This window comes from Streptomyces sp. NPDC054796, assembly GCF_053611545.1.
The window spans coordinates 1-26,646 of record NZ_JBSHAO010000084.1 but is presented as its reverse complement, the minus strand read 5'-3'; the positions used below and the strand labels follow the sequence as shown (position 1 = coordinate 26,646).

The window sequence follows — 26,646 nt, the reverse complement described above, 5'->3', positions numbered from 1 at the left end:
CGCAACTACGAGGCGGACGCGGGCGCCGCCGTGGTGATGGAGAACAAGACCGGCCGGGTCGTGTCCATGGCCTCCAACCCCGAATACGACCCCAACACCTGGGTCGGCGGCATCTCGGGGAAGCAGTACGCCAAGCTCACCGGCAAGAAGTCGAACTACCCGCTGCTGAACCGCTCCATCCAGGGCCTCGCCGCACCCGGCTCCATCTTCAAGGTCATCCCGACGGCGGCGGCCGTGAAGGCGGGCTACGACTTCGACGGCAATTACAACTGCGGCGCCTCCTACAACGTGGGCGGCCAGACCTTCAAGAACTTCGAGTCCAAGGGCTACGGCACCATCAGCCTCGGGCGCGCCCTGGAAGTCTCCTGCGACACCGTCTTCTACGACCTCGCCTACAAGCAGTGGAAGAAGGACGGCGGCAACAAGCCGAAGAAGAACGCGAACGACTGGTTCTACAAGACGGCCCACGACTTCGGCCTGGGCAAGGAGACCGGCATCGACCTCCCCAACGAGGTCACAGGACGCGTCCCGGACCGTAAGTGGAAGAAGGACTACTGGGAGGCGAACAAGGACGCCTGGTGCAAGCAGGCCAAGGGCGCCAACTCCTACGCCGACAAGATCGCCAAGGAGAACTGCGTCTCGGGCATGAAGATGCGCGCCGGTGACAGCGTCAACTACTCCATCGGCCAGGGCGACACCCTCGTCACCCCGATCCAGATGGCGACGATCTACGCGGGCATCGCCAACGGCGGCACCCTCTACGACCCGACGATCGGCAAGGCCATCGTCAGCGCGGACGGCAAGAAGACCGAGGAGATCGAGCCCAAGCCCCACGGCAAGCTGCCCGTCAGCAAGACCACCCTCAAGCAGATGGACAAGGCCCTCGCGGGAGTCGCCGAGCGCGGCACGGCGGCGTGGCGGTTCGGGCAGGCCGGCTGGCCGCAGGACAAGATCAAGATGCACGCCAAGACGGGTACGGCCGAGGTCGCGGGCAAGCAGACCACGTCCTGGTTCGCCACGTACACCAAGGACTACACGATCGTCATGACGATCTCCCAGGGTGGTACGGGGTCCGGCGCCTCGGGCCCCGCGGTGCGGAAGATCTACGACGCGATCTACGGCGTGAGCGGCAAGGGCGGCAAGATCGACCCGAAGAAGGCGCTGCTCCCCGAGCCGGAGAAGAACCTGCCGAAGATCAAGAAGGACGGCACGATCCAGGCCCAGCGCAGCAAGGATCCCGCCGCCGAGGGCAAGAAGAACACGGTGGCCCACACCGAATCGGACACAAGGAGCACGGGGAGCAACGGGTGAGCACACATTCCTACTCCCTCGACGGCTACGGCCCGCGCCGCCGCTCCGCCTGGAGCAAGCTGACGGCGCGGGACTCCGAGGTGTGGCGGCTCGACTGGATCATGATCCTGTCCGGGATCGCCCTGTCCGTCGTCGGCTCGCTGCTCGTCTACTCGGCCACCCGCAACCGCACCGACATCAACCAGGGCGACCCGTACTACTTCGTCACCCGGCACGTCTTCAGCCTCGTCATCGGCCTCGCCCTCATGGCCGGGACCGTCTGGCTCGGCCACCGCAGACTGCGCAGCGCCGTGCCCGTGCTGTACGGGCTCTCGCTGGTGCTGGCCCTCCTGGTGCTCACCCCGCTCGGCGCCACCATCAACGGACAGCGCGCCTGGCTGCACCTGGGCGCGGGGATGTCGCTCCAGCCCGCCGAACTCATCAAGATCACGGTGATCCTGGGGATGGCGATGCTGCTCGCCGCCAAGGTGGACGCCGGGGACAGGGAGCACCCCGACCACCGCACGGTGCTCCAGTCGCTGGGGATGGCGGCGGCGCCGATCGTCGTCATCATGCTGATGCCCGACCTCGGCTCCGTGATGGTCATGGTCGTGATCGTGCTGGGCGTCCTGCTCGCCTCCGGCGCCTCCAACCGCTGGGTCATCGGGCTCTGCCTGGCGGGCGCCGCGGGCGCGGTGTCGGTGTGGGCGCTCGGGCTGCTCGACGAGTACCAGATCAACCGCTTCGCCGCCTTCGCCAACCCCGCGCTCGACCCCTCCGGCGTCGGCTACAACACCAACCAGGCCCGCATCGCCATCGGCTCCGGCGGCCTCACCGGCAAGGGCCTCTTCGAGGGCACCCAGACGACGGGGCAGTTCGTGCCCGAGCAGCAGACGGACTTCGTCTTCACGGTCGCGGGCGAGGAACTGGGCTTCGTCGGCGGCGGGCTCATCATCCTGCTGCTGGGCGTCGTGATCTGGCGGGCCTGCCGCATCGCACGCGAGTCGACGGAGCTGTACAGCACGATCGTCGCCGCCGGCATCATCGCCTGGTTCGCGTTCCAGTCCTTCGAGAACATCGGGATGACGCTGGGCATCATGCCCGTCGCCGGACTGCCGCTGCCGTTCGTCTCCTACGGCGGTACGTCGATGTTCGCGATCTGGATCGCGCTGGGGCTGCTCCAGTCCATCAGGGTCCAGCGGCCGGTCTCGGCGTGAGCCGGGGAACCGCACGACGCCGGGCATTGCCGGACAGGTAGGGCGCGAATACGTTCCCTTCATGGCGGACGTTGTGCGGGAGATCGAGCGGAAATACGAGGCCACCGACCGGACACGGCTGCCGGATCTCGACGTGCGGGGCGTGCGCTCCGTCGTCGAGCCCGGTGCCGTCGCCCTTGACGCGACGTACTACGACACCAGCGACCACCGGCTCGCCGCCGACGGCGTCACCCTGCGCCGACGCACCGGCGGCAGCGACTCAGGCTGGCATCTGAAGCTGCCCGTCGAGCCCGGCGTGCGCGAGGAGATCCGCGCGCCGCTGACGGACGGCCCCGACCTCCCCGTCGAGCTGACCTCGCTCATCCGGTCGCGCGTCCGCGGCGAACCCCTCGTCCCCGTGGTGCGGCTGCGCCAGGAGCGCGAACCGCTGCATCTGCTCGGCGGGGACGGGGAACTGCTGGCCGAGGTCAGCGTCGACCACGTGGCCGCCGAACGCTTCGGGCCCGGCGGCGGCACGGCCGCGTGGACCGAGGTCGAGGCGGAACTGGGGGAGGGGCAGGACCCCGCGCTGCTCGACCGGATCGAGAAACGGCTCCGCGGCGCGGGGCTGCGGCGCGCCTCAGCCGTCTCCAAGCTGGAACGGGCACTCGCGGAGACCGAGCCCGCGCGGCTCGCCAAGCGGGCCAAGGCCGCGAGGAAGGTTGCGGGCAAGGCGGGCAAGCCCGCCACCGCGGGGGATGCGGTGCTGCGGTACGTCGCCGAGCAGATCCGCACCCTCGTCGCGCTCGACCCCGCCGTGCGCCGCGACCTGCCCGACTCCGTGCACCGGATGCGCGTCGCCACCCGGCGGCTGCGCAGCTGCTTCCGCTCCTACGGGAAGGTCCTGGACCGCGACGTCACGCGGCCCGTCGGCGAGGAGCTGAAGTGGCTCGCGGCCGAGCTGGGCGTCGACAGGGACCGCGAGGTGCTTTATGGGCGGCTGGCCGAGCGTGCGGCGGAGCTGCCCGAGGATCTGCGGGTCGGGCCCGTCGAGGTCCGGCTGGCCACGTCCTCGCACCTCAGCCGCGACGGATCACGGCAGCGGCTGCTCGCCGTGCTGGACGGGTCCCGGTACCTCGCGCTCCTGGAGGCACTGGCAGCGGTGCGTACGCATCCGCCGCTGCTGTCCGGCGCGGGGAAGAAGCCGCGCGCCGTGCTGCGCAAGGCCGTGCACCGCGACTTCGAGCGTTTGGCCACGTACGTCGGCGAGGCGCTGGCCGCGCCGAGCGGTGACGCGCGCGACGTCGCCGCGCACGAGGCGCGCAAGGCGGCGAAGCGGACCCGTTACGCGGCGGAGGTCGCGCGGCCCGTGTTCGGCGAGCGTGCGAAGAGGTACGCGAAGCGGATGACCGAGCTTCAGGAGCTGCTCGGCGAGCACCAGGACAGCGTCGTGGCCCGCGCCGCGCTGCGCGACCTCGCGCTCCAGGCGCACGCGGCGGGCGAGCCGTCGTTCAGCTACGGCGTCATGCACGCCCACGAGACGGCCCGCGCGGCGGACTGCGAACACGCCCTCCCGGCGCTGTGGCGCTCGATCACGTCGAAGGACGAGGGCAACCTCTGACGGCCCCTTCGCGGGGTGCGGATTGAAACAGGGGTGCTTCGTTCGTCGGGGGTGTTGCGCGGGACGGTCGGCCGGTGTGGTGGGTGCCGTAGGGTCCCGCGCTGATTTTTGCGCCGCTTCACGGGGTGCGGCGTTTTTCGGGTGCGGCCGGTGGTTGTGGGGTTGGTGTGTGGTGGGGGTCGGTGCCGTGCCGGGGTGTCTCCTCGGGCGGCGACAAGTGCGGGTCGGCTTTTCGGCTGCCTGTACATACTCGTCGCCACCACTTGCGGGGACACCCCACCACGTCCCCTCCCACCCGGTGGCCAACCTCCGGTCCGCTCCAACTGTTGTGGGCAGGCGTTCCGCTCGGCGAGGGGGCACCTCCCAGCGGTAGCTGGGGGAGGGTGGGCACAACCCGTGCCACCGGACCGCAACACGCGAACGAAACCCCAAGAGGCACCAGGGAAGGCGCACCCCCGCAAGAGCCGGGCACCCCGTGAGGGGGCACACCAGCGTGAAGGGGGAACCCCGCGTTTCCTTTCGCACCCTGCGAAAGGGTTACGCTGGATGGTCACCTCTGTACGAGCGATCCCTGCCCCGAGGACACCACCCATGCCTGTCGAGTCGGTCTTCCCGCGCCTGGAGGCCCTCCTCCCGCACGTCCAGAAGCCGATCCAGTACGTAGGCGGCGAGCTGAACTCCACCGTCAAGGACTGGGACGAGTGCGACGTCCGCTGGGCGCTGATGTATCCCGACGCCTACGAGGTGGGGCTGCCCAACCAGGGCGTCATGATCCTCTACGAGGTGCTCAACGAGCGCGAGGGCGTCCTCGCCGAGCGCACGTACAGCGTGTGGCCCGACCTGGAGAAGCTGATGCGGGAGAACAACGTCCCGCAGTTCACCGTGGACGGCCACCGCCCCGTCGGCGCCTTCGACGTGCTCGGCGTGTCCTTCTCCACCGAGCTGGGCTACACGAACCTGCTCACCGCGCTGGAGCTGTCCGACGTCCCGCTGGAGTCCAAGGACCGCACCGAGGACCACCCGATCGTCATGGCGGGCGGCCACGCCGCGTTCAACCCGGAGCCCATCGCGGACTTCATCGACGTCGCGGTCATCGGCGACGGCGAGCAGGCGGTGCTGGAGGTCTCGGAGATCATCCGGGCCTGGAAGCAGGAGGGCCGGCCCGGCGGCCGGGACGAGCTGCTGCTGCGGCTCGCCAAGACCGGCGGCGTCTACGTGCCCCGCTTCTACGACGTCGAGTACCTGCCGGACGGCCGCATCTCCCGCGTCGTCCCCAACCGCTCCGGCGTCCCGTGGCGCGTCTCCAAGCACACGGTGATGGACCTGGACGAGTGGCCGTACCCGAAGCAGCCGCTGGTGCCGCTGGCCGAGACGGTGCACGAGCGGATGTCCGTGGAGATCTTCCGCGGCTGCACGCGTGGCTGCCGCTTCTGCCAGGCGGGCATGATCACGCGTCCGGTGCGCGAGCGCTCCATCACCGGCATCGGTGAGATGGTCGACAAGGGGCTCAAGAACACGGGCTTCGAGGAGGTCGGCCTGCTCTCGCTGTCCTCGGCCGACCACAGCGAGATCGGTGACGTCGCCAAGGGCCTCGCCGACCGCTACGAGGAGGACAAGATCGGCCTGTCCCTCCCCTCGACCCGTGTCGACGCCTTCAACATCGACCTCGCCAACGAGCTGACCCGCAACGGCCGCCGCTCGGGCCTCACCTTCGCGCCCGAGGGCGGCAGCGAGCGCATCCGCAAGGTCATCAACAAGATGGTCTCGGAGGAGGACCTGATCCGCACCGTCGCCACCGCCTACGGCAACGGCTGGCGGCAGGTGAAGCTCTACTTCATGTGCGGGCTGCCCACCGAGACTGACGAGGACGTGCTCCAGATCGGTGACATGGCGGTCAACGTCATCGCCAAGGGCCGCGAGGTCGCCAAGTCCAATGACATCCGGGCCACCGTCTCCATCGGCGGCTTCGTCCCCAAGCCGCACACGCCCTTCCAGTGGGCGCCGCAGCTCTCGGCCGAGGACACGGACGCGCGGCTCACGAAGCTGCGCGACAAGATCCGCGGCGACAAGAAGTACGGCCGTTCCATCGGCTTCCGCTACCACGACGGCAAGCCCGGCATCGTCGAGGGCCTGCTCTCGCGCGGTGACCGCCGCGTCGGCGCCGTGATCCGCGAGGTGTACGAGCGGGGCGGCAGGTTCGACGGCTGGCGCGAGTACTTCAGCTACGACCTGTGGATGGAGTGCGCGGACAAGGCCCTCCCCGAGTACGGCGTGGACGTCGACTGGTACACGACGCGCGAGCGCACCTACGAGGAGGTCCTGCCCTGGGACCACCTCGACTCCGGTCTCGACAAGGACTGGCTCTGGGAGGACTGGCAGGACGCCCTCGACGAGACCGAGGTCGAGGACTGCCGCTGGACGCCGTGCTTCGACTGCGGCGTGTGCCCGCAGATGGACACGGAGATCCAGGTGGGTCCGACGGGCAAGAAGCTGCTGCCGCTCTCCGTGGTGAAGTAGCCGATTCCCATTCCGGTTCCGGCCCGCCTGACCTGCGAACGAACCGTTCTGACGACGGCGGCGTCCCCCCTGGTATGAGCCCCTATGAACCCCGGCACGGGTCCCACCGCGCCGGTCCCGCGAAGGTGTCGTTGAGCAAGGACGGCACGGGCGGGACCGGCGGTGCGGTGCGGGAGCCCCGTGCCGGAGAGGACCGGGCGGCGCCCGAGGGGTGTCTCGCCGTCGCCGTGCGGGTGCCCGTGCGCGTCGTCACCCTCGTCCTCGTGCTCCCCTTCCGGCTGCTGTGGGACGCGCTCGTCGCATGCGGCAGGGTGCTGCGGCGGACGGTGTGGCGCCCGTTCGCGCGGGGTGCGCAGTGGTGCTGGTACACGCTGATCGCGGGGCCCGCCGGATGGCTGTGGCGGCGGGTGCTGGCGCCGGTGCTGTACGGGGTGCTGGTGTGGCCGTGGGTCGCGCTGTGGGGCTACGTCCTCGCACCGGCGGGCCGCGCGGCATGGCGGTACGTCCTCGCGCCGACGGGACGCGGGGTGTGGTGGCTCCTCAGCGGTACGGGCCGCGGCCTGTGGTGGCTCGCCCGCGCCGTGGGCCATGGGCTGGCCGTCGGGGCGCACGGGACCGGCGCGGGGCTGGCCTGGCTGGGCCGCGTGCTGGTGGTGACCCCGCTGACCTGGCTGTACGCGCGGCTGCTGACCCCCGTCGGACACGGCCTCGGCGCGGTGTTCACCGCACTGGGGCATGGGCTGGCCCGGCTCGGGCGCTACCTCGTCGTCGTGCCGGCCGTGGCGCTGTGGACCGGGTTCACATGGCTGCTGCGGATGCTGCTGGTCGTCCCCGCGGTGGCGCTGTACCGCCATGTGCTGACGCCCCTCGGACACGGCATCGTCGCCGCCGTACACGGCGCGGGGCGGCTGCTCGGATGGCTCGTCCGGTACGCCGTCGTCGTCCCTGCGGTCGCCGTCTACCGCTGGGTGCTCACGCCCGTGGGGCGTGCCGTCGCCGTCGTCGTACGCGAGACCGTGGAGGGGCTCGGGCACGCCTGGCGTGCGGCCGGATACGTCTCGCGCGCGGTGTTCCGCTTCGCGGGGCGCGTGCTGCGGTGGCTGTTCGTGGATCCGGCGGTCTGGGTGTGGCGGCACGTCGTGGCGCCGGTCGGCAGGGCGGTGCGCGAGCACGTCTGGCGCCCGTCGGCGCGGGCGGTCCGCGCGGCGGGCCGGTCGGCCCGTGAGGTGCTCGCGGCGGCCCGCGCCTCGGTCCGGGAGACCAGGGCCGAGCTGCGGCGCGCCCTCTTCGGTGCGCCACGGGTGGAGGAGCGGGAGGCCCTGCCGCGCGAGGGCCGCGTACCCTAGGAAGAAGGATCATCCGCACAAACGCACAACGCACCGAGGCGCACCGTGGCGCGGCGCGCCGGGTGGGACAGTGCGAGGTGCGGAGCTTCCGCCCCCTTTCGGCGGGGCACACCCGCCTCGGCGGGGCATCACCCGCCGTGCCAGACGTCAACGAAGGGCGGCGGCGCCGACGCGCTCCGCCCGGCACCGAGGAGAGAAGCACTGGGCAAGCGACAGCCCGAAGGCCCGCCGCCCGCACCCGCGGTGCAGCGCATCCGACTGCGCTACACCAAGCGAGGCCGCCTCCGGTTCACCAGCCATCGAGACTTCCAGCGAGCGTTCGAGCGGGCGCTGCGCCGGGCCCAGGTGCCCATGGCGTACTCCGCCGGTTTCACGCCGCACCCGAAGGTCTCGTACGCCAATGCCGCCCCCACCGGCACGGGCAGCGAGGCCGAGTACCTGGAGATCGCCCTCACGGAGCGGCGCGATCCGGGTGAGCTGCTCGGGCAGCTCGACACTTCCATGCCGACGGGGCTCGACATCGTCGACGCCGTCGAGGCCCGCACGTCCGACTTCACCGACCGCCTCCAGGCGTCGGAGTGGGAGCTGCGGCTGACCGGCGTCGAGCCCCAGGAGGCGGAGCGGGCCGTGGCCGCCTTCCTCGCGGCGGAGACGGTGGAGGTGGAGAGGCAGACGAAGAAGGGCCTGCGCACATTTGACGCACGGTCCGCCGTCACCTCCCTGACCTCGGCCGATTCGTCCGCTGACGGGGTGGTATCGGCAAGCGCGCAGGCCGGGGGCGATAGGCCGGGTGACGGTGCCTGTGCGATACTGCGGCTGGTAGTGCGGCACCTGACACCTGCCGTACGACCCGACGACGTCCTGTCCGGCCTCCGAGCTACGGCCGACCTGGCGCCGCCGGTCCCCGCTGCGGTGACCAGGCTGGCGCAGGGGCCGCTCGATGAGGAGACCGGCACGGTGACCGACCCGTTGGCGGCCGACCGCGACGCAACCCTCGTCGCGACGGCGCCGGGCGGCAACGCGTAGTCCGTGGCCTGAAGGTCGTGGACTTCGAGGACCGCCGTCGAAGCGCTGCCGCCGACGCACGCACCAGGGAGCCACCCGGGTACGCGTCCGGCAGGCGAGCGCACTGACCAGGAGACTTTCGCCGTAGCCGGGCCTTCAAGGGCCGGAACCGGCGAGTGAGACAACAGCTCCCGCGCGGCGCCCGCGCCCCGGAGAGCGGCCCCGCACAGTACGCGGGCCGCCACCGGTACGAACGAGGCGCGGCGCCCGGGAGCGTGACGGGAGAACCGCCCGCATGCTCGAACCGAACGAATCCGCATCGGCGGAGAGCGCCGAGAGCGCCGAGACAGCAGTCAGGACAGATCCCGCTGCCACCGCGAATGAGAGCGCGGCCGAGGGCAGCACCCCGAGCGACACCCTTCCTACGCGTCGCCGCCGCCGTGCCGCGACGCGCCCGGCGGGTCCTCCGTCGGCCACGGCCGAGACGGAGACCGCGGTGACACAGCACGACACAGCAGGCGTACCGGACGTGGAGGCAGCCGCCTCCGCCGCGCAGGCGCCGCAGGCCCAGGCCCCGCAGAGCGCCCCGGACGCGGGCGCGAGCGCCGGTGCCGGTGACGAGGGCGCGGCCCCGGCGCGTACGCGCCGCCGTGCGACCCGTAAGGCCAGCGCACCGGCCGGTGCGCCGCAGACGGCGGAGACGGGCGGTGCGGCCGAGAGCGCCGAGACCGTCGTGGCCGCCGACAGCACCCCGGGCGAGCAGCCCGCCGCGTCCGCCGCTGCCGAGCCCGAGGCGCCCGCCGCCGACGCGGCTCCGGCCCGTACGCGCCGTCGCGCGACCCGCAAGGCCACCGCGCCGGCCGGGGCGCCGCAGACGGCCGAGAACACGGCCGCTGACACGACCCCAGCCGTGACCGAGAACGCCTCCGGGGCCGAAGCGAGCGCCGGGGAGCAGGGGAAGCAGGAGAGCGCCGAGGCAGCGGCTCCGGCGCGCACGCGCCGTCGTGCGACCCGTAAGACCGCCGCGGCGAAGGCGCAGCCCGCCGAGGCGGCGCCCGCGAGCGAGGGCGAGAGCGCCGCGCCGCAGGCCGACGAGGCGCCGGCGGCCGCAGCCGTGAGCGACGCCGAGCCGGAGGCCGAGCCGAAGGCCGCCAAGGCGACGAAGGCCAAGGCGAAGACCAGGACCCGCGCCGCCGCCAAGGCGCAGACCGAGGGCGAGTCGGCCGAGGCGCTGACGGAGGCCGGTGCCGGGACGGAGGCAGAGTCCAGGGCCGAGGCGGAGACGTCCGGCGCCCGTACGCGCCGTCGCAGCACGCGGTCCCGCAAGGCGGCGTCGGCCGAGCCGGACGCGCCGCTCGCCGCACCGCAGCAGGACGCGCAGGCGGCCGGGACCGAGGACCTGTCGGCACCGGCCCCGCGCAAGCAGACCATGGCACCGGTGGCCGTCTTCCAGGCGCCGGTCTTCACCGAGCCCGCCTTCCAGACGCCGCAGAGCGCCGCCGCCGCTGCCGCCGCCGAGGCGGAGCAGGCCGAGGACGAGACGGACGAGGAGCCGGAGGAGGTCCAGGCCGCCGGTTCGCGCCGCCGCCGTCGCCGCAGGGCCGACGCGTCCGGCGAGACGAACGGCCACGCTGACGGCAAGGGGAGCGGGAACGGGAACGGGAGCGGCGAGTCCGCAGCCCGTGCCTCCGACGCGGGCACCGACCGGTCGGCGCAGAGCGCCGACGAGGGCGACGACGAGCAGGACGGCGACACCCCGTCCGGCGACTTCGCCGACGACTCCGGCGACCGCCCCGCGCGCCGTCGTCGCAGGGGCGGCCGTCGCCGCCGCCGTGGCGACAGCGCGGACGCGTCGCAGGACGGCCAGGACGGCCGCGAGGGCCAGGACGACGACCAGGACACCGACGAAGCGCGCGCCGAGGGCAACGAGGGCAAGGGTTCCCCGAAGCAGTCCAAGCGCTCCGGCGACCAGGGCGGCAACGGCCACGGCAACGGCGACAGCGGCTCCGAGACCGGTGCCCAGGGCGCCGGTTCCGCTTCCGGCTCCGGGGACGACGAGGACGAGGGCGACGACGAGCAGGGTTCCGCCGGCTCCTCCAGCAGCTCGCGCCGCCGCCGTCGGCGCCGTCGCCGCAGCGGTGACGGCTCCGACAACAACGGTGGTGGCGGCGGCTCCGCGGCCGACCAGGACGACCCGGAGCGCACGGTCGTCAAGATCCGCGAGCCGCGCAAGAAGAAGGACTCCGAGCCCAGCGACGAGGTCCAGGCCATCAAGGGCTCGACCCGCCTGGAGGCGAAGAAGCAGCGCCGTCGCGAGGGCCGTGAGCAGGGCCGTCGCCGGGTGCCGATCATCACCGAGGCCGAGTTCCTGGCGCGCCGAGAGGCCGTCAAGCGCGAGATGATCGTCCGCCAGAGCGGCGAGCGCACGCAGATCGGCATCCTCGAGGACGACGTGCTGGTCGAGCACTTCGTCAACAAGGAGCAGTCGACGTCGTACGTCGGCAACGTCTACCTCGGCAAGGTGCAGAACGTCCTGCCCTCCATGGAGGCCGCCTTCGTCGACATCGGCAAGGGGCGCAACGCCGTCCTGTACGCCGGTGAGGTCAACTTCGAGGCGCTGGGCCTGTCCAACGGGCCGCGCCGTATCGAGACCGCGCTCAAGTCGGGCCAGTCCGTCCTCGTCCAGGTCACCAAGGACCCGATGGGGCACAAGGGCGCGCGCCTGACCAGCCAGGTCTCGCTGCCCGGCCGGTATCTCGTCTATGTGCCCGAGGGCTCGATGACGGGCATCAGCCGCAAGCTCCCCGACACCGAGCGCTCGCGCCTCAAGAGCATCCTCAAGAAGGTCGTCCCCGAGGACGCGGGCGTCATCGTGCGCACGGCGGCCGAGGGCGCGAGCGAGGACGAGCTGCGCCGCGACGTCGAGCGGCTCCAGGCGCAGTGGGAGGAGATCCAGCAGAAGGCGCAGAAGGGCAGCAACGCGCCGACGCTGCTGTACGGCGAGCCGGACATGACCGTCCGCGTCGTGCGCGACATCTTCAACGAGGACTTCTCGAAGGTCATCGTCAGCGGCGAGGAGGCGTGGCAGACCATCCACGGCTACGTCTCGCACGTCGCCCCTGACCTCTCCGACCGGCTCCAGAAGTGGAACTCGGACGTCGACGTCTTCGCCACGTACCGCATCGACGAGCAGTTGATGAAGGCGCTGGACCGCAAGGTCTGGCTGCCGAGCGGCGGCTCGCTGGTCATCGACCGCACCGAGGCGATGATCGTGGTCGACGTCAACACCGGCAAGTTCACGGGCCAGGGCGGCAACCTGGAGGAGACGGTCACCAGGAACAACCTGGAGGCCGCGGAAGAGATCGTCCGCCAGCTCAGGCTGCGCGACCTCGGCGGCATCATCGTGATCGACTTCATCGACATGGTGCTGGAGTCCAACCGGGACCTGGTGCTGCGGCGACTGCTGGAGTGCCTGGGCCGCGACCGTACGAAGCACCAGGTGGCCGAGGTCACCTCGCTGGGCCTCGTGCAGATGACCCGCAAGCGGGTCGGGCAGGGGCTGCTGGAGTCGTTCTCCGAGCCCTGCGTCCACTGCAACGGGCGCGGCGTCATCGTGCACATGGAGCAGCCGACGTCCGTCGGCGGTGGCGGCAAGAAGAGCAAGAAGAGCAAGGCCGAGAAGTCCGAGAAGAACACGGACAAGGCTGCCGCCGACAAGGGCAGGGACAAGACCGGCGCGAACGGCCACGCGAACGGCCACGACCACGCGCACGGCGATCACGCGCACGGTGCGGACGAGACGGACTCGGACGCGTCGGGGCACGAGGAGCCGAAGGCGCTGCCCGAGCCGGAGTTCGTGCCGGACGAGGAGCTGTACAGCAGCGCCGCCGAGGCGGAGGCCGCCGCGGCGTCCGGTTCGCGCGGCGGGCGGTCGCGGCGGCGTGCGAGCCGCAAGGCGGGCGCGCCCTCCGCTGGCGGTACGGGTGCCGAGTCGGCGCCCGAGGCGGCCCCGGCCGCCGCTCCGGCCGAGCCCGCGCCCGAGCCCGCGCCGGAGGCGCCCGCTCCCGCTGCTGCCGCCGCTGCCGAGGCGCCCGCCGAGGCTCCGGCGACGAAGCCGGGGCGCAGGCGGCGTCGGGCCGTTTCGGTTCCGGCTGGTTCGCCGAAGGTGTCGGAGTCCTCGGAGGACGAGAGCGCGGGCGTGACGGTGGTCGCCGCCGCGCCGGCCGAGGCCCCCGCAGCGCCGGAGGCACCGGCCGAGCCCGAGCCCGTCGCCGAGGCGGCCCCGCCCGCGAGGACGCGTCGCCGCGCCACGCGGCAGGTGTCCGCACCGGGCGCTGACGGCACGGAGAACGCGGAGTCCCCGGCGGATGCCGCCGGTGACACCGACGAGGCCGACTCCGCGAGCAAGAAGCCCGCGAAGAAGGCCACGGCCAAGAAGGCGGCGGCGAAGAAGACGGCCGCGAAGAAGACCGCCGCGAAGAAGACGACGGCCAAGAAGGCCGCGTCGGGCACCGGCACGAGCACCGGCACGGCCGAGAAGGCCGCTGCCAAGAAGACGGCCGCCAAGAAGTCGACGGCGAAGAAGTCGGCGTCGAAGAAGACGGCGGCGGCCGACAGCACGGAGCAGCAGACGCTGTCCGTCCAGGTCCCGGCCGAGGACTGACGCCCTCCGCGTGACCTGTGCGCCCGCGCCCTCCCCCGGGAGGACGCGGGCGCACAGGCGTCACAGGGCACCGGGCGGCGACCACCCGGTTTGACCTGCGTATCGGGCGCACCGTAGCCTTGACCGTCGGCGTGTCGTCAGACATGCCGCGCTCCTGAGCAACTCCCTCCCGCGGCGTCAGCCCGGGAGAGGCCGCTCAATCCATTCGGATCGCACTGCGGACCTCGGTCCGCGTCGGGCGGCTGGCGTCAGGAGCTTCCGTATCGAGTGAGAGAGAGTTCCGCGTGTACGCGATCGTGCGCACCGGCGGCCGTCAGCAGAAGGTTTCTGTGGGCGACGTCATCGAGGTAGACCGTCTGTCTGAGAGCAAGGTCGGCGACAGCGTCGAGCTCTCCACGCTTCTCGTGGTCGACGGCGAAGCCGTCACCAGCGACCCGTGGGTCCTGGCCGGGGTCAAGGTCGTGGCCGAGGTGGTTGACCACCACAAGGGCGACAAGATCCGGATCCAGAAGTACAAGAACAAGACCGGCTACAAGAAGCGGATCGGTCACCGTCAGCTCCACACGGCGCTGAAGGTCACCGAGATCCCCGCCCCGGCCAAGAAGTAAGGACTGAGGAGAGATGGCACACAAGAAGGGCGCATCGTCCACTCGGAACGGGCGCGACTCGAACCCGCAGTACCTCGGCGTGAAGCGCTTCGGCGGTCAGCTCGTCAACGCCGGTGAGATCCTCGTCCGCCAGCGCGGCACCCACTTCCACCCGGGCAAGGGTGTCGGCCGCGGTGGCGACGACACGCTGTTCGCCCTGGACGCCGGTTCCGTGCAGTTCGGCACCCAGCGTGGCCGCAGGGTCATCAACATCGTCCCCGCCGCCGCTGAGTAATCAGCCGGTTCGGCAGCGACACCTTCCGAGGGCGGACCGCCTTTCCCGTACGTACGTGACCCCGCGTCGCGTCCGTACGGGAAGCGGGTCCGCCCTCGGCGTGTTACGACACAGGTAGGGACGCGCCCGTACGCAGCGGCGTACGGGCGCGCACCAGCAGAGCAGCAAGAGCAGCAGAGCAGAAGCACAGATCACGTCACGCATGCCGGGAGGCACTCCTCATGACCACCTTCGTGGACCGCGTCGAACTGCATATCGCCGCGGGTAACGGGGGTCACGGCTGTGCCTCCGTCCATCGCGAGAAGTTCAAGCCGCTGGGCGGCCCGGACGGCGGCAACGGCGGGCGCGGCGGGGACGTCGTCCTTGTCGTCGACCCGGACGTGACGACGCTGCTCGACTACCACCACAGCCCGCACCGCAAGGCGACCAACGGCCAGCCGGGCCAGGGCGGCCACCGCTCGGGCCCCGAGGGCAAGGACCTGGTCCTGCCCGTCCCGGACGGCACCGTCGTCCAGGACCGCGACGGCAACGTGCTGGCGGACATGGTCGGCAAGGGCACCACCTTCATCGCGGGCCAGGGCGGCCGGGGCGGGCTCGGCAACGCCGCGCTGGCCTCCGCGCGCCGCAAGGCCCCCGGCTTCGCGCTGCTGGGCGAGCCCGGCGAGACCCGCGACGTGGTGCTGGAGCTGAAGACCGTCGCCGACGTGGCCCTCGTCGGCTACCCGAGCGCCGGGAAGTCCTCGCTCATCTCGGTGCTCTCGGCGGCCAAGCCGAAGATCGCCGACTACCCGTTCACCACGCTCGTGCCGAACCTCGGCGTCGTCACCGCGGGCTCGACGGTCTACACCATCGCCGACGTGCCGGGGCTGATCCCCGGCGCGAGCGAGGGCAAGGGCCTGGGCCTGGAGTTCCTGCGCCATGTCGAGCGCTGCGAGGTCCTGGTGCACGTCCTGGACTGCGCGACGCTGGAGTCCGACCGCGACCCGGTCTCGGACCTCGACGTCATCGAGGCGGAGCTGGCCCAGTACGGCCGGGGCCTGGAGGACCGCCCCCGCCTCGTCGTCCTCAACAAGATCGACATCCCCGACGGCCAGGACCTCGCCGACATGATCCGCCCCGATCTGGAAGCCCGCGGCTACCAGGTCTTCGAGGTCTCCGCCGTGTCCCGGCAGGGCCTCAAGGAGATGTCGTACGCGCTGGCCAAGCTCGTGGACGAGGCCCGCGCCGCCCGCCCCGTCGAGGAGAACACGCGCATCGTCATCCGGCCCAAGGCCGTGGACGACGCGGGCTTCACCGTCACCAAGGAGGAGGACGGCCTCTACCGCGTGCGCGGCGAGAAGCCGGAGCGCTGGGTGCGCCAGACCGACTTCAACAACGACGAGGCCGTCGGCTATCTCGCCGACCGCCTCAACCGCCTCGGCGTCGAGGACGCGCTGCTGAAGGAGGGCGCGCGCGAGGGCGACGGCGTCGCCATCGGCGGCGAGGACGACGCGGTCGTCTTCGACTGGGAGCCGACGATGGCGGCGGGCGCGGAGATGCTCGGCCGCCGTGGCGAGGACCACCGCATGGAGGCCCCGCGCCCTGCGGCGCAGCGCCGCAGGGACCACGAGGCGGAGCGGGACGAGGCGCTGGGCGAGTACCGGGACTTCGACCCGTTCGCGTAGCCCGTGGTCCGGAACGGGCAGGAGCCACCGGTCCCGGCCCCTGCCCCTGTCCGGAATTTGACGACAACGGCCTTCGGATAGCACCCTTCCCTGCTGACCTGCGCACCGAGCGGTCCTGCCGCCCTGCCCTCGTGAGCGACGTGCGCGATCCCCCTCAGCAAGGAACCTCATGCCGACCTCCCCTGCCCCCGCCGTCGTGCCCACGGACGGCGAGCCCGCAACGGACGACGCCGAGGGGTGCCATACGGCGCCCGCCGCGCCCCGTGGAGACGGCAGACGCACCGACATACCGGTGCTCGCCGTCAGCGGCGGGCTGCTCACCGCGTTCGTCCTGGCCGCGCTGATCGCGCCCACGGCCACGGGCGACGCCGTGAACACCGTCTTCACCTTCGCCGCGCGGTGGTTCGGCCCGCTGTGGCAGGTGCTGCTGCTCGCGACGTTCGGCGTCGCGCTGTGGCTGGGCTTCTCCCGGTACGGGAAGGTGCGGCTCGGGGGCGCCGGGGCGCGCCCGGAGTACGGCAGGTTCCAGTGGGTCGCCATGATCATGTCGACGCTGCTCGCGGGCGGCGGCGTCTTCTTCGCGGCGGGCGAGCCCGTACAGCACTACGTCGACACGCCGCCCTTCTACGACGGCGTCAAGAGCGGCACCCAGGAGGCGGCCGACGCGGCGCTTTCCCAGAGCTTCGCGCACTGGGGCTTCCTCGCCTGGGCCGTCCTCGGGACGCTCGCCTCGATCGTGATGATCCGGGGCCAGGAGCGCGGCATGCCACTGCGCCCGCGGACGCTGCTGTACCCGTTCCTCGGCGAGCGCGTCCGGCACTCCAGGCTGGGGGCCGCCGTCGACGTCGTCTGCGTCATCGCCGTGGTGGCCGGGACCGTCGGCCCGATCGGCTTCCTCGGCCTCCAGGTCTCCTACGGGCTGTCCGAGGTGTTCGGCATCTCCGGCGGCTACCCCGTGCAGCTCGGCGTCATCGTCCTGCTGACTGTCGTCGCCGTTCTCTCCGTCGCCAGCGGCGTCGACCGCGGCATCCAGTTCTTCAGCAGGGCCAACATCTGGCTCGCGGTCGCGCTGATGGCCGTCTTCCTGGTGCTGGGCTCCCTCGGCTTCGTCCTCGACTCGTTCCTGGGCGGCTTCGGCCAGTACGTGCGGGACTTCGTGCCGCTGGCCCTCAACCGGGGCGACCACGCGTGGCTCGGCTCCTGGACGGTCTTCTTCTTCGGCTGGTTCCTCGGCTACGGGCCGCTGATGTCCATCTTCGTGGCCCGCATCTCCAAGGGCCGCACCCTGCGCGACCTGGTGGTCTCCACCGCGATCGTCCCTCCGCTGGCCACCATGTTCTGGTTCACGGTGTTCGGCGGCACCGGCATCTTCCTGGAACAGCAAGACCCCGGCACGATCTCGGGCCCGCTGAAGTCGGTCGGCATGGACGCCGCGGTCATCTCCATGGCGCAGCGGCTCCCGATGGGCGCGGTGGTCGCCGTCGCGCTGCTCCTGCTGACGATCACGTTCGTGGTGACGACCACCGACTCGATGTCGTACAGCATCGCCGCGGCGGGCACGACGTCCGGTGAACCGACGCGCGCGGTACGGGCGTTCTGGGCCCTGCTGATGGGTTCGGCGGCGGCGGTACTGATCCTGGTCGGGGACGGCGGCATCACGGCGTTGCAGTCGTTCATCGTGGTCACGGCGGTACCGGTGGGCTTCATCATGCTGCCGACACTGTGGACGGCGCCCCGGATGGCCCGCGAGATGGCCCAGGAACAGGGCGTCACCTCACCGGACCCGGCCTCCTCGGACCAGGGCGGGTCCACCTGAGCGAATCGACTCGGTGAGCGCACTTCTGAGGCAGGCTGGCCCTATGAGCGTCGAGCCGCTTCCCGACTGGGTGATCCCGCCTCCGGGCGGGTTCACCGCAGAAGGCTTCCTGGGGCTCGTCGGCCTGCCCGCGCACACGGAGCTGATCGACGGCAGCCTGGTCTTCGCGGGCCTGCGCGGGAAGTGGCACAGCCGGGTCATCAACCTCCTGGTCGGGGAACTGGACCGGGAACTGGACCGGCAGGCGCCCGCCGAGCTGCGCGCGGATCGCGAGATGGCGGTACGGCTCGGCAAGCGGCAGGTTCCTGAGCCGGACGTGGTCGTGGTGACGAGCGAGGCGTACGTGCGGGACGAGCCGTCCACGTACTACTTCCCGGAGGACGTGCTCATCGCCGTCGAGGCCGTCTCGCCCGACTCCGAGGACCGCGACCGCGACACGAAGCCCCGCAAGTACGCGGCGGCGGGCTTCCCGCACTACTGGCGCGTCGAGAACGACGAGGACCGCGCCGTGGTCTACACGTACGAGCGCGACCCGGCCAGCGGCGGCTACGCCCTCACGGGCATCCACCACGACAGGCTCAAGGTCTCCGTGCCGTTCACCCTGGACATCGACCTCACGGCCGTGGGGCGGCGCTCGGCGCAGCCGTGACGTCCCGCGCGGCGGCGCGGAGGGTGTCGGCGATGACCTGCTGTGCTTCCCGTACCTGCTGGTCCGAGGAGTACGGGTCGCCGCAGACGCGCTCCGCCTCCCGCAGGGCCGTCGCCCTGGCGGGTAACCGCTCGACCGCGATGAACGTGGCCCACTTGGCCAGGAAGCCGCGCAGCCACCCGGTGGACCCGGTGCGCATGGCCTGGTCGAACGCGTCGCCCAACTCCCGGTCGTACTGCGTCAGATGCAGCGGTGCGATGCGTTGTACCGCCTCGCGCAGGGCTTCGCGCGTCGTCGCGGGCTGCGGAATCAGCGCGTCGCCGACGCGGCGGCGCCTCACGCGCACACCTCGCACCACACCGTCTTGCCGGTGGCGTGCGCGGTCACGTCCCACTGGTCGCTGAGCAGCGCGACGAGGGCCAGCCCCCGGCCCGACTCCTCCCACGTCTCCGCCTCGCGCGGCACGGGGAGGACGGGGGAGCGGTCGTACACCTCGATGCGTACGCCGTGCAGCGTGTGCAGGATGGTGACGGTGCACCACTGGTCGGGTACGTGCCGGTGCACGTTGGTCATCAGCTCGGTGAGGGCGAGTTCGACGGTGTCGCCCAACTGCGGTACGTCCCAGAGCCGTACGTAGGCACGTGCGATACGGCGCATGTGGCGCGGCGAGTGGTCGCCGACTGTGAGCGCGATGCGGTACCTGCGGGGCGGGAATTCGGTGGGTTCCTCGATGACGTTCACGGGACAAGGCTGTAATGCGGCGATTACTGTGGGCTACGGCGTGAATGCAACTCCCCGTGCTGTGGAGGTCCCTGATGGCCAACGTCAAGGAACTGGACCCCGGGGCGTCGCCGCTCCACTACTTCGGCGCGGAGCTGCGGCGCTTAAGAGATGAGGCGGGTCTGACGCTGGCCCAGTTGGGCTCGGTCCTGTACTGCACGGGTTCGCTGATCGGCCAGATCGAGACGGCTTCGAAGACGCCCACGCTGGATTTCGTGCAGCGCGTCGATGCGGCGCTGGGCGCGGAGGGCGCGCTGCTGCGGTTGTGGGACCTGGTGAAGCGGAGCCGGTTGCCGAGCTGGTATCAGAAGATCGCCGAGATGGAAGCCACGGCCCGTGAGATTCGCGTCTTCCAGGCCCAGTTGGTGCACGGTCTCTTGCAGACGGAGGAGTATGCGCGAGCGGTGATCGGCGTCATGCCTCACGACGAGATCGACAGCAAGGTCGCAGCGCGATTGGACAGGCAACGGATCCTGGAACGCGAGCAGGCTCCGCTGCTGTGGGTGGTCCTGGGCGAGGGGGTGCTGTACCAGGAGATCGGCGGGAAGAACGTCATGCGGGGTCAACTGGCCCGTCTGTTGAATTACCGCCACAACAACAATGTGCAGATCCAAGTGCTGCCCTTTAGCGCTGGTGCGCACACTGGCCTGTCAGGCTCGTTCAGCATCTTCTCCTTTGCTCGAAAGGACGACGTGGCCTACGCCGAGGACTACGAGGGGGGCAATTCCACCATCGATCCTGTGGAAGTGAGGGCGCGGTCCCTCCGTTACGATCTCCTGCGAGCCAGCGCCCTCCCCCCTGGGGACTCGGCGGATCTGATCGCTCGCGTAATGGAGGAGCGCTATGAGTACCAGTCACGGCCTGTCAGGCGCCCGATGGCGTAAGTCGAGCCGCAGCGACGACAAGGGCGGCGAGTGTGTCGAGTGCGCACCCCTTCACGGCGCCACGTGGCGTAAGTCCAGTTACAGCGATGACAAGGGCGGCGACTGCGTCGAGGTTGGCACCGCGCCGACGCAGGCCGTCGTCGCGATACGGGACAGCAAGCGTCCCGACGGCCCCGCGCTGACGTTCCCCGCGCGGGCCTTCGGGGACTTCATCCGCACCGTGAAGCGCTGACCGGGCCGTCGCCCAAGTCCCCTTCCGGGGTCCTGGGCGACGGCCCGGCGGCGGGCCGAGGGGTGAGGCCGTCACCGTCTCACCCGGGCGCTCAGCGATTCACGCGCCCGCCAGCCCGCTCACAGCAGGGAGTAGAGGAGCCGGTTCGGCGAGCCGGTGCGCGGGTCGATGACCTTGTTGGGGGTCGCGCCGCTCGTGATCGCGGTGCTCACCTGGGCCGGGGTGGCCGTCGGATGCGTCGCCAGGTACAGCGCCGCGACGCCCGCCGTGTGCGGGGTGGCCATCGACGTGCCGGAGATGGTGTTCGTCGCCGTGTCACTGGTGCGCCAGGCCGAGGTGATGCTCACGCCGGGCGCGAACAGGTCCAGGCAGGTGCCGTAGTTGGACCAGGAGGCGCGGCGGTCCGAGCTGTCGGTCGCGCCGACGGTCAGGGCCTCGGGAACGCGCGCGGGCGAGTAGTTGCAGGCGTTCTGCGGGGTGCCGATGGCGTTGCCGTTGCCCGCGGCGATGGCGTAGGTGATGCCCGCCGCGATGGACCGCTTCACCGCGTTGTCGAGGGAGGTGTTGCTGCCGCCGCCCAGGCTCATGTTGGCGACGGCGGGCTTCGTGGCGTTGGCGGTGACCCAGTCCACGCCCGCGATGACGCCCGAAGTGCTGCCGGAGCCGGAGCAGTTGAGGACGCGGACGGCGACGAGCTTGGCCGCCTTGGCGACACCGTAGGTCTTGCCGCCGACCGTACCCGCGACGTGCGTGCCGTGGCCCTGGCAGTCCTGGCCGTTCTGGCCGTCGCCGATGGTGTCGGTGCCGACGGTGGCGCGTCCGCCGCTGAACTCGCTGTGCGAGGTGCGGATGCCGGTGTCGATGATGTACGCGGTGACGTTGGACGCCGTGGTGTTGTACGTGTACGTCGTGCTCAGCGGCAGGTCGCGCTGGTCGATGCGGTCGATGCCCCACGTCGCGTTCGACTGGGTGTCGTTGAGCTTCACCTCCGCGTCCTGCTCGACGTACGCGACGCGCGGGTCCGCCGCCAGCTCGGCGGCCTCGGCCTTGCTCATCTTCGCCGCGAAGCCCTTGATCGTGGAGCCGTACACCTCGGTGATCCGCGCGTCCTGCTCGGCGGCGAGGTCGCGGGCCGTGGCCTTGGTGGCCGCCTTGGACGCGCTGCCGTCCTTCAGGACGGCGATCCAACTGCCGGAGATGGCCGTGTCGGAGGGCGCGAGGCGCAGATCGCCCGTCGGGGCGCTCTGGGCGCCGGGCGCGGCGGCGAGCTGGATTCCCGCGACGAGAGCGACGGCGGGTAAGAGCGCGCCGAAGCGGCGGATCTTGGACCGGGTCTGGGATCTCATGACGTGCACCTGACCTTTCGTAAACCGGATCTCGGTACGTGCAGGTATGGCGGGTGCCGTGTGGTGCCGTGCGCTGTGCGGAATGAAGGTTTGCGCGTCATGGCCGTTCGCACAAGATGGCCTCAACTGTGAACAAGTACGAAGTGAGGCGAAGAAGCGAGAGGAAGCACGGAGAGTGAGGACGGAGCATGAGTGCGCGGGCGTGCACGGGTGCACCCGCACGCACCGGAGACGGCGGAGGGCCGGGTCAGGGAAGCACGCGCTTCCCTGACCCGGCCCTCCGCGCGGGGAACCGGCGAGGCCGCCGTGTCAGGCGGTGACCGCGTCCTCCGGATCCGAGCTGTCGGCCCCGGCGAGACCGCCCGCCGTGGGCTCCATCTCGGCCTCCTCGGCCGCCTCGCGGGCCTCCGCCTCGCGCTGCCCCGGGATGTCGGTCGTACGGCTCCGGACGCGCTCGTTGCGCTCGTCCGCGTCCTTGCACAGGTCCACGGCCGCCTGGTTGAAGCGGGCCAGCGACGGCGGCTCGGACGGGCCGAGGAGGTGCACCTTCAGCTCCTTGCGGGCCGTGACGAGGGTGTCCTTCTCCGGGTCGCGCACCGACTCCAGCAGCGCCGGGATCTCCTTCGCCTCGGGGGAGAGGATCGTGGCGGCCCGTACCGTCGGGAAGCCCGCCCTGAAGTCGTCCTCGTCGAGACCGCTGGTGTTGGCGACGGCGTACGGCTTCTCGCTCGTCAGGTAGTCGGAGACCACCGAGGAGACGTCGGAGATCAGCAGGTCGGCCTGGTTGAAGCAGGTGTAGATCGCCGGGCGCGGACCCGTGATGATCTGGTGCTCCCACTCGGGGAACGAGGCCCAGTACGCGGCCTCCCACGCGGCCGTGGCCGCCTCCACCCGCTCAGCGCGGTTGCCCTCGGGCGTGCCCTGGAGCAGCATCCGCTCGACCTCGTCGGCGCCCGAGCGGAACGCGGTCGTGGTGAGCGCCTCCAGCTCGGCCGTGCGCAGTCCCAGCTCGGCGGCGGCCTCGGGCCCGGGGCGGTCGCCGGAGCGCTTCGCGTTGGCCTCGGCGATCATGGCCTGGATGCGCTGGTTCGCGGCGCCCGCGCGCGGGTCGACGGAGCCGGTCATGGGGTGCGGCTTGTAGAGGAGCCGCACCTTGGGGTCGGCCAGCAGGGCGCGGACGATGTTCTCCCCGGCCAGGATGACCGAGGTGTTGCCCGGGTCGTTGGTCCAGCCCTCCCAGGTGGGGGCGTACAGGACCGTCGTGTAGGTGCCCGTCGGCGCGCCCCGGTACGGCTCGATCGGGGAGAGCTGCGGGCGGCCGACCTCGACGACGTCCTTGTCCTCGACGCCGATGTCCGCGAGCTGGTAGCGCTCGCGGGCCGCGGGTCCGGCGACCCAGATCTCGTCGTACGCCTTCGCGTACGGGTTGCAGGACGAGAGCTTGTCGCTCTCGCCGTGGTTGATGAAGGCGTGCTTGATCGTCGGAATGCGCAGGACCTGTGAGGTCTTGCCCGAGTTCGCGGGGTGGAGCAGCATCTTCAGTGCCGAGTGCTCCAGGTGCATCAGGTGCGCGACCTTCGGGATGCAGATGATCGGGATGTCCGTCGCGTCGATCTTCTGCACCATGAACCGCTCACGGAGCACGATGATCGGGTTCCCGTCCAGTTTCGCGAGCGTGGAGAGCCACATGTTGGCCTGGTAGGCCGAGGTGGTGCCGCCCGAGAAGTACATGCCGACGGTCGGCTGGTACTTCTCCAGCCACTTGTCGAGCCAGGCGAGCGTCTGCTGCTCGTTGGCGTGCCGCTTCTTCGGGAGCAGCCAGGTGGCCAGGTAGACCGCGCTGCCGAAGGACAGCAGGAAGGTGAGGCCGACGCCGAGCAGGCCCCACGTCTCCGTCGACAGGCTCGCGCAGAGCATCAGGCCCACGGTGCCGGGGATGGAGAACCGCAGCAGCCTGCGGCTGGGCTGGCGGGCCAGCAGCCGGGGCGGCGCGTTGTTCAGGCGCAGGGCCGAGGCGTCGATGTTGCGGGTGAGGATCGGCAGCGTACGGCGGCGGCGTACGAGCTGGGCCACGGCCTGGCACAGGAAGTGCGCGGCGTAGGCGATGAGCAGGAGCAGGGTGAGCGGGCGCTCGATGTCCGGGGGGACGTCGGGGATCCGTACCAGGCCGATGACGATCAGCATGTCGCGCAGCAACTGGCGCGTGGTGACGTCGAAGCGGACCTTGCCCAGCAGGGCGAGGAGGCCCGGCTGCTTGTGTGTGAGGTACACGTCAAGGGCGAGGCCCGCCACGGAGGCGGTGAGGAAGACGGGCACGTTCGGCAGCAGCGCGCCCGCGAGCTGGGCGGTGTAGAACACCATCAGCGCGAGCAGCGCCGTGAGCTGGACGGCGCGTCGTGGGGAGAGTCCGGCAGAGGGCACGGGCTGGGCTCCTGGCAGGAGGTCGGGGCGAGCAGAAAATGGGTCGCGGCCTGTGGGGGTGGCCGTGGTCGACCACTGACCGTATGACGGTCGCAGCCCCAGTGACAATCTTCGGTGGGGCGTCTCACGGCATAACAGGGCCAAAGGTCAGTATCTCCGCCGGTCCGCCGAGTGGAACGGAGAAGCGCCGTGCACCCCGGCTGACGTAGATTGCGCTGCGGCGGAACCCCGTCGGCGCGGCCGGGCTCCGGGATCCGGGATCGTGGGCGAACAGCAGGGACGTACGAGAGTGACAGGGGCAACAGGCACATCGGGGGCGTCGGAGGCGAAGGGTGCGTCTGTGACGCCGGGTGCGCCGGGGACCGGCGAGGTGCCGGGCACGGAGAGTGAGCGTCGTGACGAGCACCGGGACGAGCACCGTGACGAGCACCGGGACGAGCGTCGCGACGTGACCGAGGCGCGGCGCATCGTCGTCAAGGTCGGCTCCTCCTCCCTGACGACCGCCTCTGGTGGCCTGGACGCGGACCGCGTGGACGCCCTGGTGGACGCGCTCGCCAAGCACGGCGAACAGGACGACAAGGAGATCGTGCTCGTCTCCTCGGGCGCCATCGCCGCGGGCCTCGCGCCGCTCGGCCTCGCCAAGCGCCCCCGCGACCTCGCCCGCCAACAGGCCGCTGCCAGCGTCGGCCAGGGCCTCCTCGTCGCCCGCTACACCGCCTCCTTCGCGCGCTACGGGCGCCGCGTGGGCCAGGTGCTGCTCACCTCCGACGACACCAGCCGCCGCGCCCACTACCGCAACGCCTACCGCACCCTGGAGCAGCTTCTCGCCATGGGCGCTGTGCCGGTCGTCAACGAGAACGACACCGTCGCCACCGACGAGATCCGCTTCGGCGACAACGACAGGCTCGCCGCGCTCGTCGCCCACCTCGTACGGGCCGACCTGCTGATCCTGCTCTCCGACGTCGACGGCCTCTACGACGGCAACCCCGCCACCCCCGGCACCTCCCGCATCGAGGAGGTGCGCGGGCCGGGGGACCTCGCGGGCGTCGAGATCGGCAGCGCGGGGCGCGCGGGCGTCGGCACCGGCGGCATGGTCACCAAGGTCGAGGCGGCCCGCATCGCCGCCGCCGCCGGCATCCCCGTGGTGCTCACCTCGGCCATACACGCCGCCGACGCGCTCTCCGGGCGCCGCACCGGCACCCACTTCCACCGCACGGGCCGCCGCACGACGGGCCGCCTGCTGTGGCTCGCGCACGCCTCCACGCCGCGCGGGGCGCTGGTGCTGGACGAGGGCGCGGTACGGGCCGTCGTCGACCGGCGCAGCTCGCTCCTGCCCGCGGGGATCGTCCGGGCCGAGGGCGACTTCACGGCGGGCGACCCCGTCGAGCTGCGGGACGAGGAGGGGCACGCGGTGGCCCGCGGGCTGGTCAGCTTCGACGCGAAGGAGATCCCCCAGTTGCTGGGCCGCTCGACCCGCGAACTGGCCCGCGAACTGGGGCCCGCTTACGAGCGGGAAGTCGTGCACCGGGACGATCTCGTGCTGCTGCGGACGTGACGCCCGTCAATCGTGTGCGAGATCGGCAAAAGACCAGCCTTTCAACGGACACCTTCCGGAAAACGGCCACGCGCCCGTCCCCGGACTGGTCAACTTTGTCTCAGAGGCACGTCCTCTGAAGACGGCCCGTGACACCCGTGACAGCGGCACCCGCACTCGCACGAATCGCACCATCAGGAGGCCACCGGTGAGACGACTGGCCAGCGTCGATATGGGGTCCTCCCAGCAGGACGACGGTGACGGCGCGCCGCGCTCGCGCGGACCCGCCGGGACGGCGGACCCGAGAGCGGACGAGAGCGGGGAGCGCCGCGAGCAGTCCCGGCTGTGGCACATCACCCTCAGCGTCGCGGGGCGCGAGGCCCCGCTCAAGGAGGTCAGGCGCGGCCTGGAGCAGCTCGCGCACGACCATCCTTTCCTCCTGACGAGCAGGTACGCGCACGATCACGCGGAGATCCGGTACTGGGAGGAAGCGCGGGATCTGCACGACGCGGCGGCGGTCGCGCTCAGGCTGTGGGGTGAGCACAGGGCGTCGGCGAAGCTGCCGCCGTGGGAGATCGTGGGTCTTGAGGTCATCGGCCGCGAGACCTACCACCAACGCATAGCAGAAGGCTACGGCCCACCCCCTGCCACACCGGTGGGGGTCCACCCGTTCTGACGCTCCCTTCGCGGGGTGCGGAAGGAAACGGGGGGGTGCCTCTATGTCCTTCGTCAAGCCTGAGCTGGTCATGCGGCGGTTGTTTCAGGGAGGCGGGGTTCGTAGAAGGTGCCGTCGCGGAGCA

General features: G+C 71.2%; 20 protein-coding genes. 16 read left to right on the top strand and 4 right to left on the bottom strand.

The features are described from left to right. The 12 genes from ACWGJ2_RS37515 to ACWGJ2_RS37460 form a co-directional block, all read left to right on the top strand. On the top strand, positions 1-1,311 hold a 1,311-nt coding region (locus ACWGJ2_RS37515), incomplete at its 5' end, for a penicillin-binding transpeptidase domain-containing protein (protein WP_453350865.1). Then, complete coding sequence (rodA, locus tag ACWGJ2_RS37510) at positions 1,308-2,507, top strand: rod shape-determining protein RodA (RefSeq protein WP_453350864.1); 1,200 nt, start codon at positions 1,308-1,310, stop codon at positions 2,505-2,507. The genes ACWGJ2_RS37515 and rodA, both read left to right, overlap by 4 nt. Before the next feature lie 61 nt (positions 2,508-2,568). Continuing rightward, the gene (locus tag ACWGJ2_RS37505; protein ID WP_453350863.1) at positions 2,569-4,107 is read left to right on the top strand and encodes a CYTH and CHAD domain-containing protein; all 1,539 of its coding nucleotides are present in this window, start codon (positions 2,569-2,571) and stop codon (positions 4,105-4,107) included. 591 nt (positions 4,108-4,698) lie between these two features. Beyond that, complete coding sequence (locus tag ACWGJ2_RS37500) at positions 4,699-6,624, top strand: TIGR03960 family B12-binding radical SAM protein (protein WP_453350862.1); 1,926 nt, start codon at positions 4,699-4,701, stop codon at positions 6,622-6,624. A gap of 131 nt (positions 6,625-6,755) precedes the next feature. After that, the gene (locus tag ACWGJ2_RS37495) at positions 6,756-7,970 is read left to right on the top strand and encodes a hypothetical protein (protein ID WP_453350861.1); all 1,215 of its coding nucleotides are present in this window, start codon (positions 6,756-6,758) and stop codon (positions 7,968-7,970) included. A gap of 243 nt (positions 7,971-8,213) precedes the next feature. Then, positions 8,214-8,996: a TIGR03936 family radical SAM-associated protein gene (locus ACWGJ2_RS37490; RefSeq protein ID WP_453350860.1), complete on the top strand. Its 783-nt coding sequence runs from the start codon at positions 8,214-8,216 to the stop codon at positions 8,994-8,996. A 274-nt stretch (positions 8,997-9,270) separates the two neighbouring features. Continuing rightward, complete coding sequence (locus ACWGJ2_RS37485) at positions 9,271-13,638, top strand: Rne/Rng family ribonuclease (protein ID WP_453350859.1); 4,368 nt, start codon at positions 9,271-9,273, stop codon at positions 13,636-13,638. A 284-nt stretch (positions 13,639-13,922) separates the two neighbouring features. Then, the gene (gene rplU, locus ACWGJ2_RS37480; protein ID WP_453350858.1) at positions 13,923-14,246 is read left to right on the top strand and encodes a 50S ribosomal protein L21; all 324 of its coding nucleotides are present in this window, start codon (positions 13,923-13,925) and stop codon (positions 14,244-14,246) included. 13 nt (positions 14,247-14,259) lie between these two features. Next, the gene (rpmA, locus tag ACWGJ2_RS37475; RefSeq protein ID WP_453350857.1) at positions 14,260-14,520 is read left to right on the top strand and encodes a 50S ribosomal protein L27; all 261 of its coding nucleotides are present in this window, start codon (positions 14,260-14,262) and stop codon (positions 14,518-14,520) included. Positions 14,521-14,741: 221 nt separating this feature from the next. Beyond that, complete coding sequence (gene obgE, locus ACWGJ2_RS37470) at positions 14,742-16,184, top strand: GTPase ObgE (protein WP_453350856.1); 1,443 nt, start codon at positions 14,742-14,744, stop codon at positions 16,182-16,184. Between the two features lie 169 nt (positions 16,185-16,353). Next, complete coding sequence (locus ACWGJ2_RS37465; protein ID WP_453350855.1) at positions 16,354-18,000, top strand: BCCT family transporter; 1,647 nt, start codon at positions 16,354-16,356, stop codon at positions 17,998-18,000. A gap of 43 nt (positions 18,001-18,043) precedes the next feature. Then, positions 18,044-18,649 (top strand): Uma2 family endonuclease, encoded by a 606-nt coding sequence (locus tag ACWGJ2_RS37460; protein WP_453350854.1) that lies wholly within the window; start codon positions 18,044-18,046, stop codon positions 18,647-18,649. Here ACWGJ2_RS37460 and ACWGJ2_RS37455 read toward each other — a convergent pair. Together ACWGJ2_RS37455 and ACWGJ2_RS37450 are read right to left on the bottom strand one after the other, a co-directional pair. Then, positions 18,615-18,989, bottom strand: a complete 375-nt coding sequence (locus ACWGJ2_RS37455) for a hypothetical protein (RefSeq protein WP_453350853.1) — start codon at positions 18,987-18,989, stop codon at positions 18,615-18,617. The genes ACWGJ2_RS37460 and ACWGJ2_RS37455 overlap by 35 nt on opposite strands. After that, complete coding sequence (locus tag ACWGJ2_RS37450; RefSeq protein WP_453350852.1) at positions 18,986-19,390, bottom strand: ATP-binding protein; 405 nt, start codon at positions 19,388-19,390, stop codon at positions 18,986-18,988. Before ACWGJ2_RS37450 ends, ACWGJ2_RS37455 begins: the two co-directional genes overlap by 4 nt. Positions 19,391-19,464: 74 nt before the next feature. Between ACWGJ2_RS37450 and ACWGJ2_RS37445 the strand changes: the two genes are divergently transcribed. Beyond that, positions 19,465-20,313 carry a helix-turn-helix domain-containing protein gene (locus tag ACWGJ2_RS37445; RefSeq protein ID WP_453350851.1) on the top strand — a complete coding sequence of 283 codons (849 nt, stop codon included), beginning with the start codon at positions 19,465-19,467 and terminating at the stop codon, positions 20,311-20,313. After that, entirely contained in the window at positions 20,273-20,545 is a 273-nt protein-coding gene (locus ACWGJ2_RS37440; protein ID WP_453350850.1) for a DUF397 domain-containing protein, read from the top strand. Before ACWGJ2_RS37445 ends, ACWGJ2_RS37440 begins: the two co-directional genes overlap by 41 nt. Positions 20,546-20,664: 119 nt before the next feature. Here ACWGJ2_RS37440 and ACWGJ2_RS37435 read toward each other — a convergent pair whose 3' ends face one another. Together ACWGJ2_RS37435 and ACWGJ2_RS37430 are read right to left on the bottom strand one after the other, a co-directional pair. After that, complete coding sequence (locus tag ACWGJ2_RS37435) at positions 20,665-21,891, bottom strand: S8 family peptidase (protein WP_453350849.1); 1,227 nt, start codon at positions 21,889-21,891, stop codon at positions 20,665-20,667. A 309-nt stretch (positions 21,892-22,200) separates the two neighbouring features. Next, positions 22,201-24,312, bottom strand: a complete 2,112-nt coding sequence (locus ACWGJ2_RS37430) for a hypothetical protein (RefSeq protein ID WP_453350848.1) — start codon at positions 24,310-24,312, stop codon at positions 22,201-22,203. Between the two features lie 448 nt (positions 24,313-24,760). Between ACWGJ2_RS37430 and proB the strand changes: the two genes are divergently transcribed. Together proB and ACWGJ2_RS37420 are read left to right on the top strand one after the other, a co-directional pair. Further along, the gene (proB, locus tag ACWGJ2_RS37425; RefSeq protein ID WP_453350867.1) at positions 24,761-25,867 is read left to right on the top strand and encodes a glutamate 5-kinase; all 1,107 of its coding nucleotides are present in this window, start codon (positions 24,761-24,763) and stop codon (positions 25,865-25,867) included. 211 nt (positions 25,868-26,078) lie between these two features. Further along, entirely contained in the window at positions 26,079-26,522 is a 444-nt protein-coding gene (locus tag ACWGJ2_RS37420) for a hypothetical protein (RefSeq protein ID WP_453350866.1), read from the top strand. Positions 26,523-26,646: the final 124 nt, after the last annotated feature.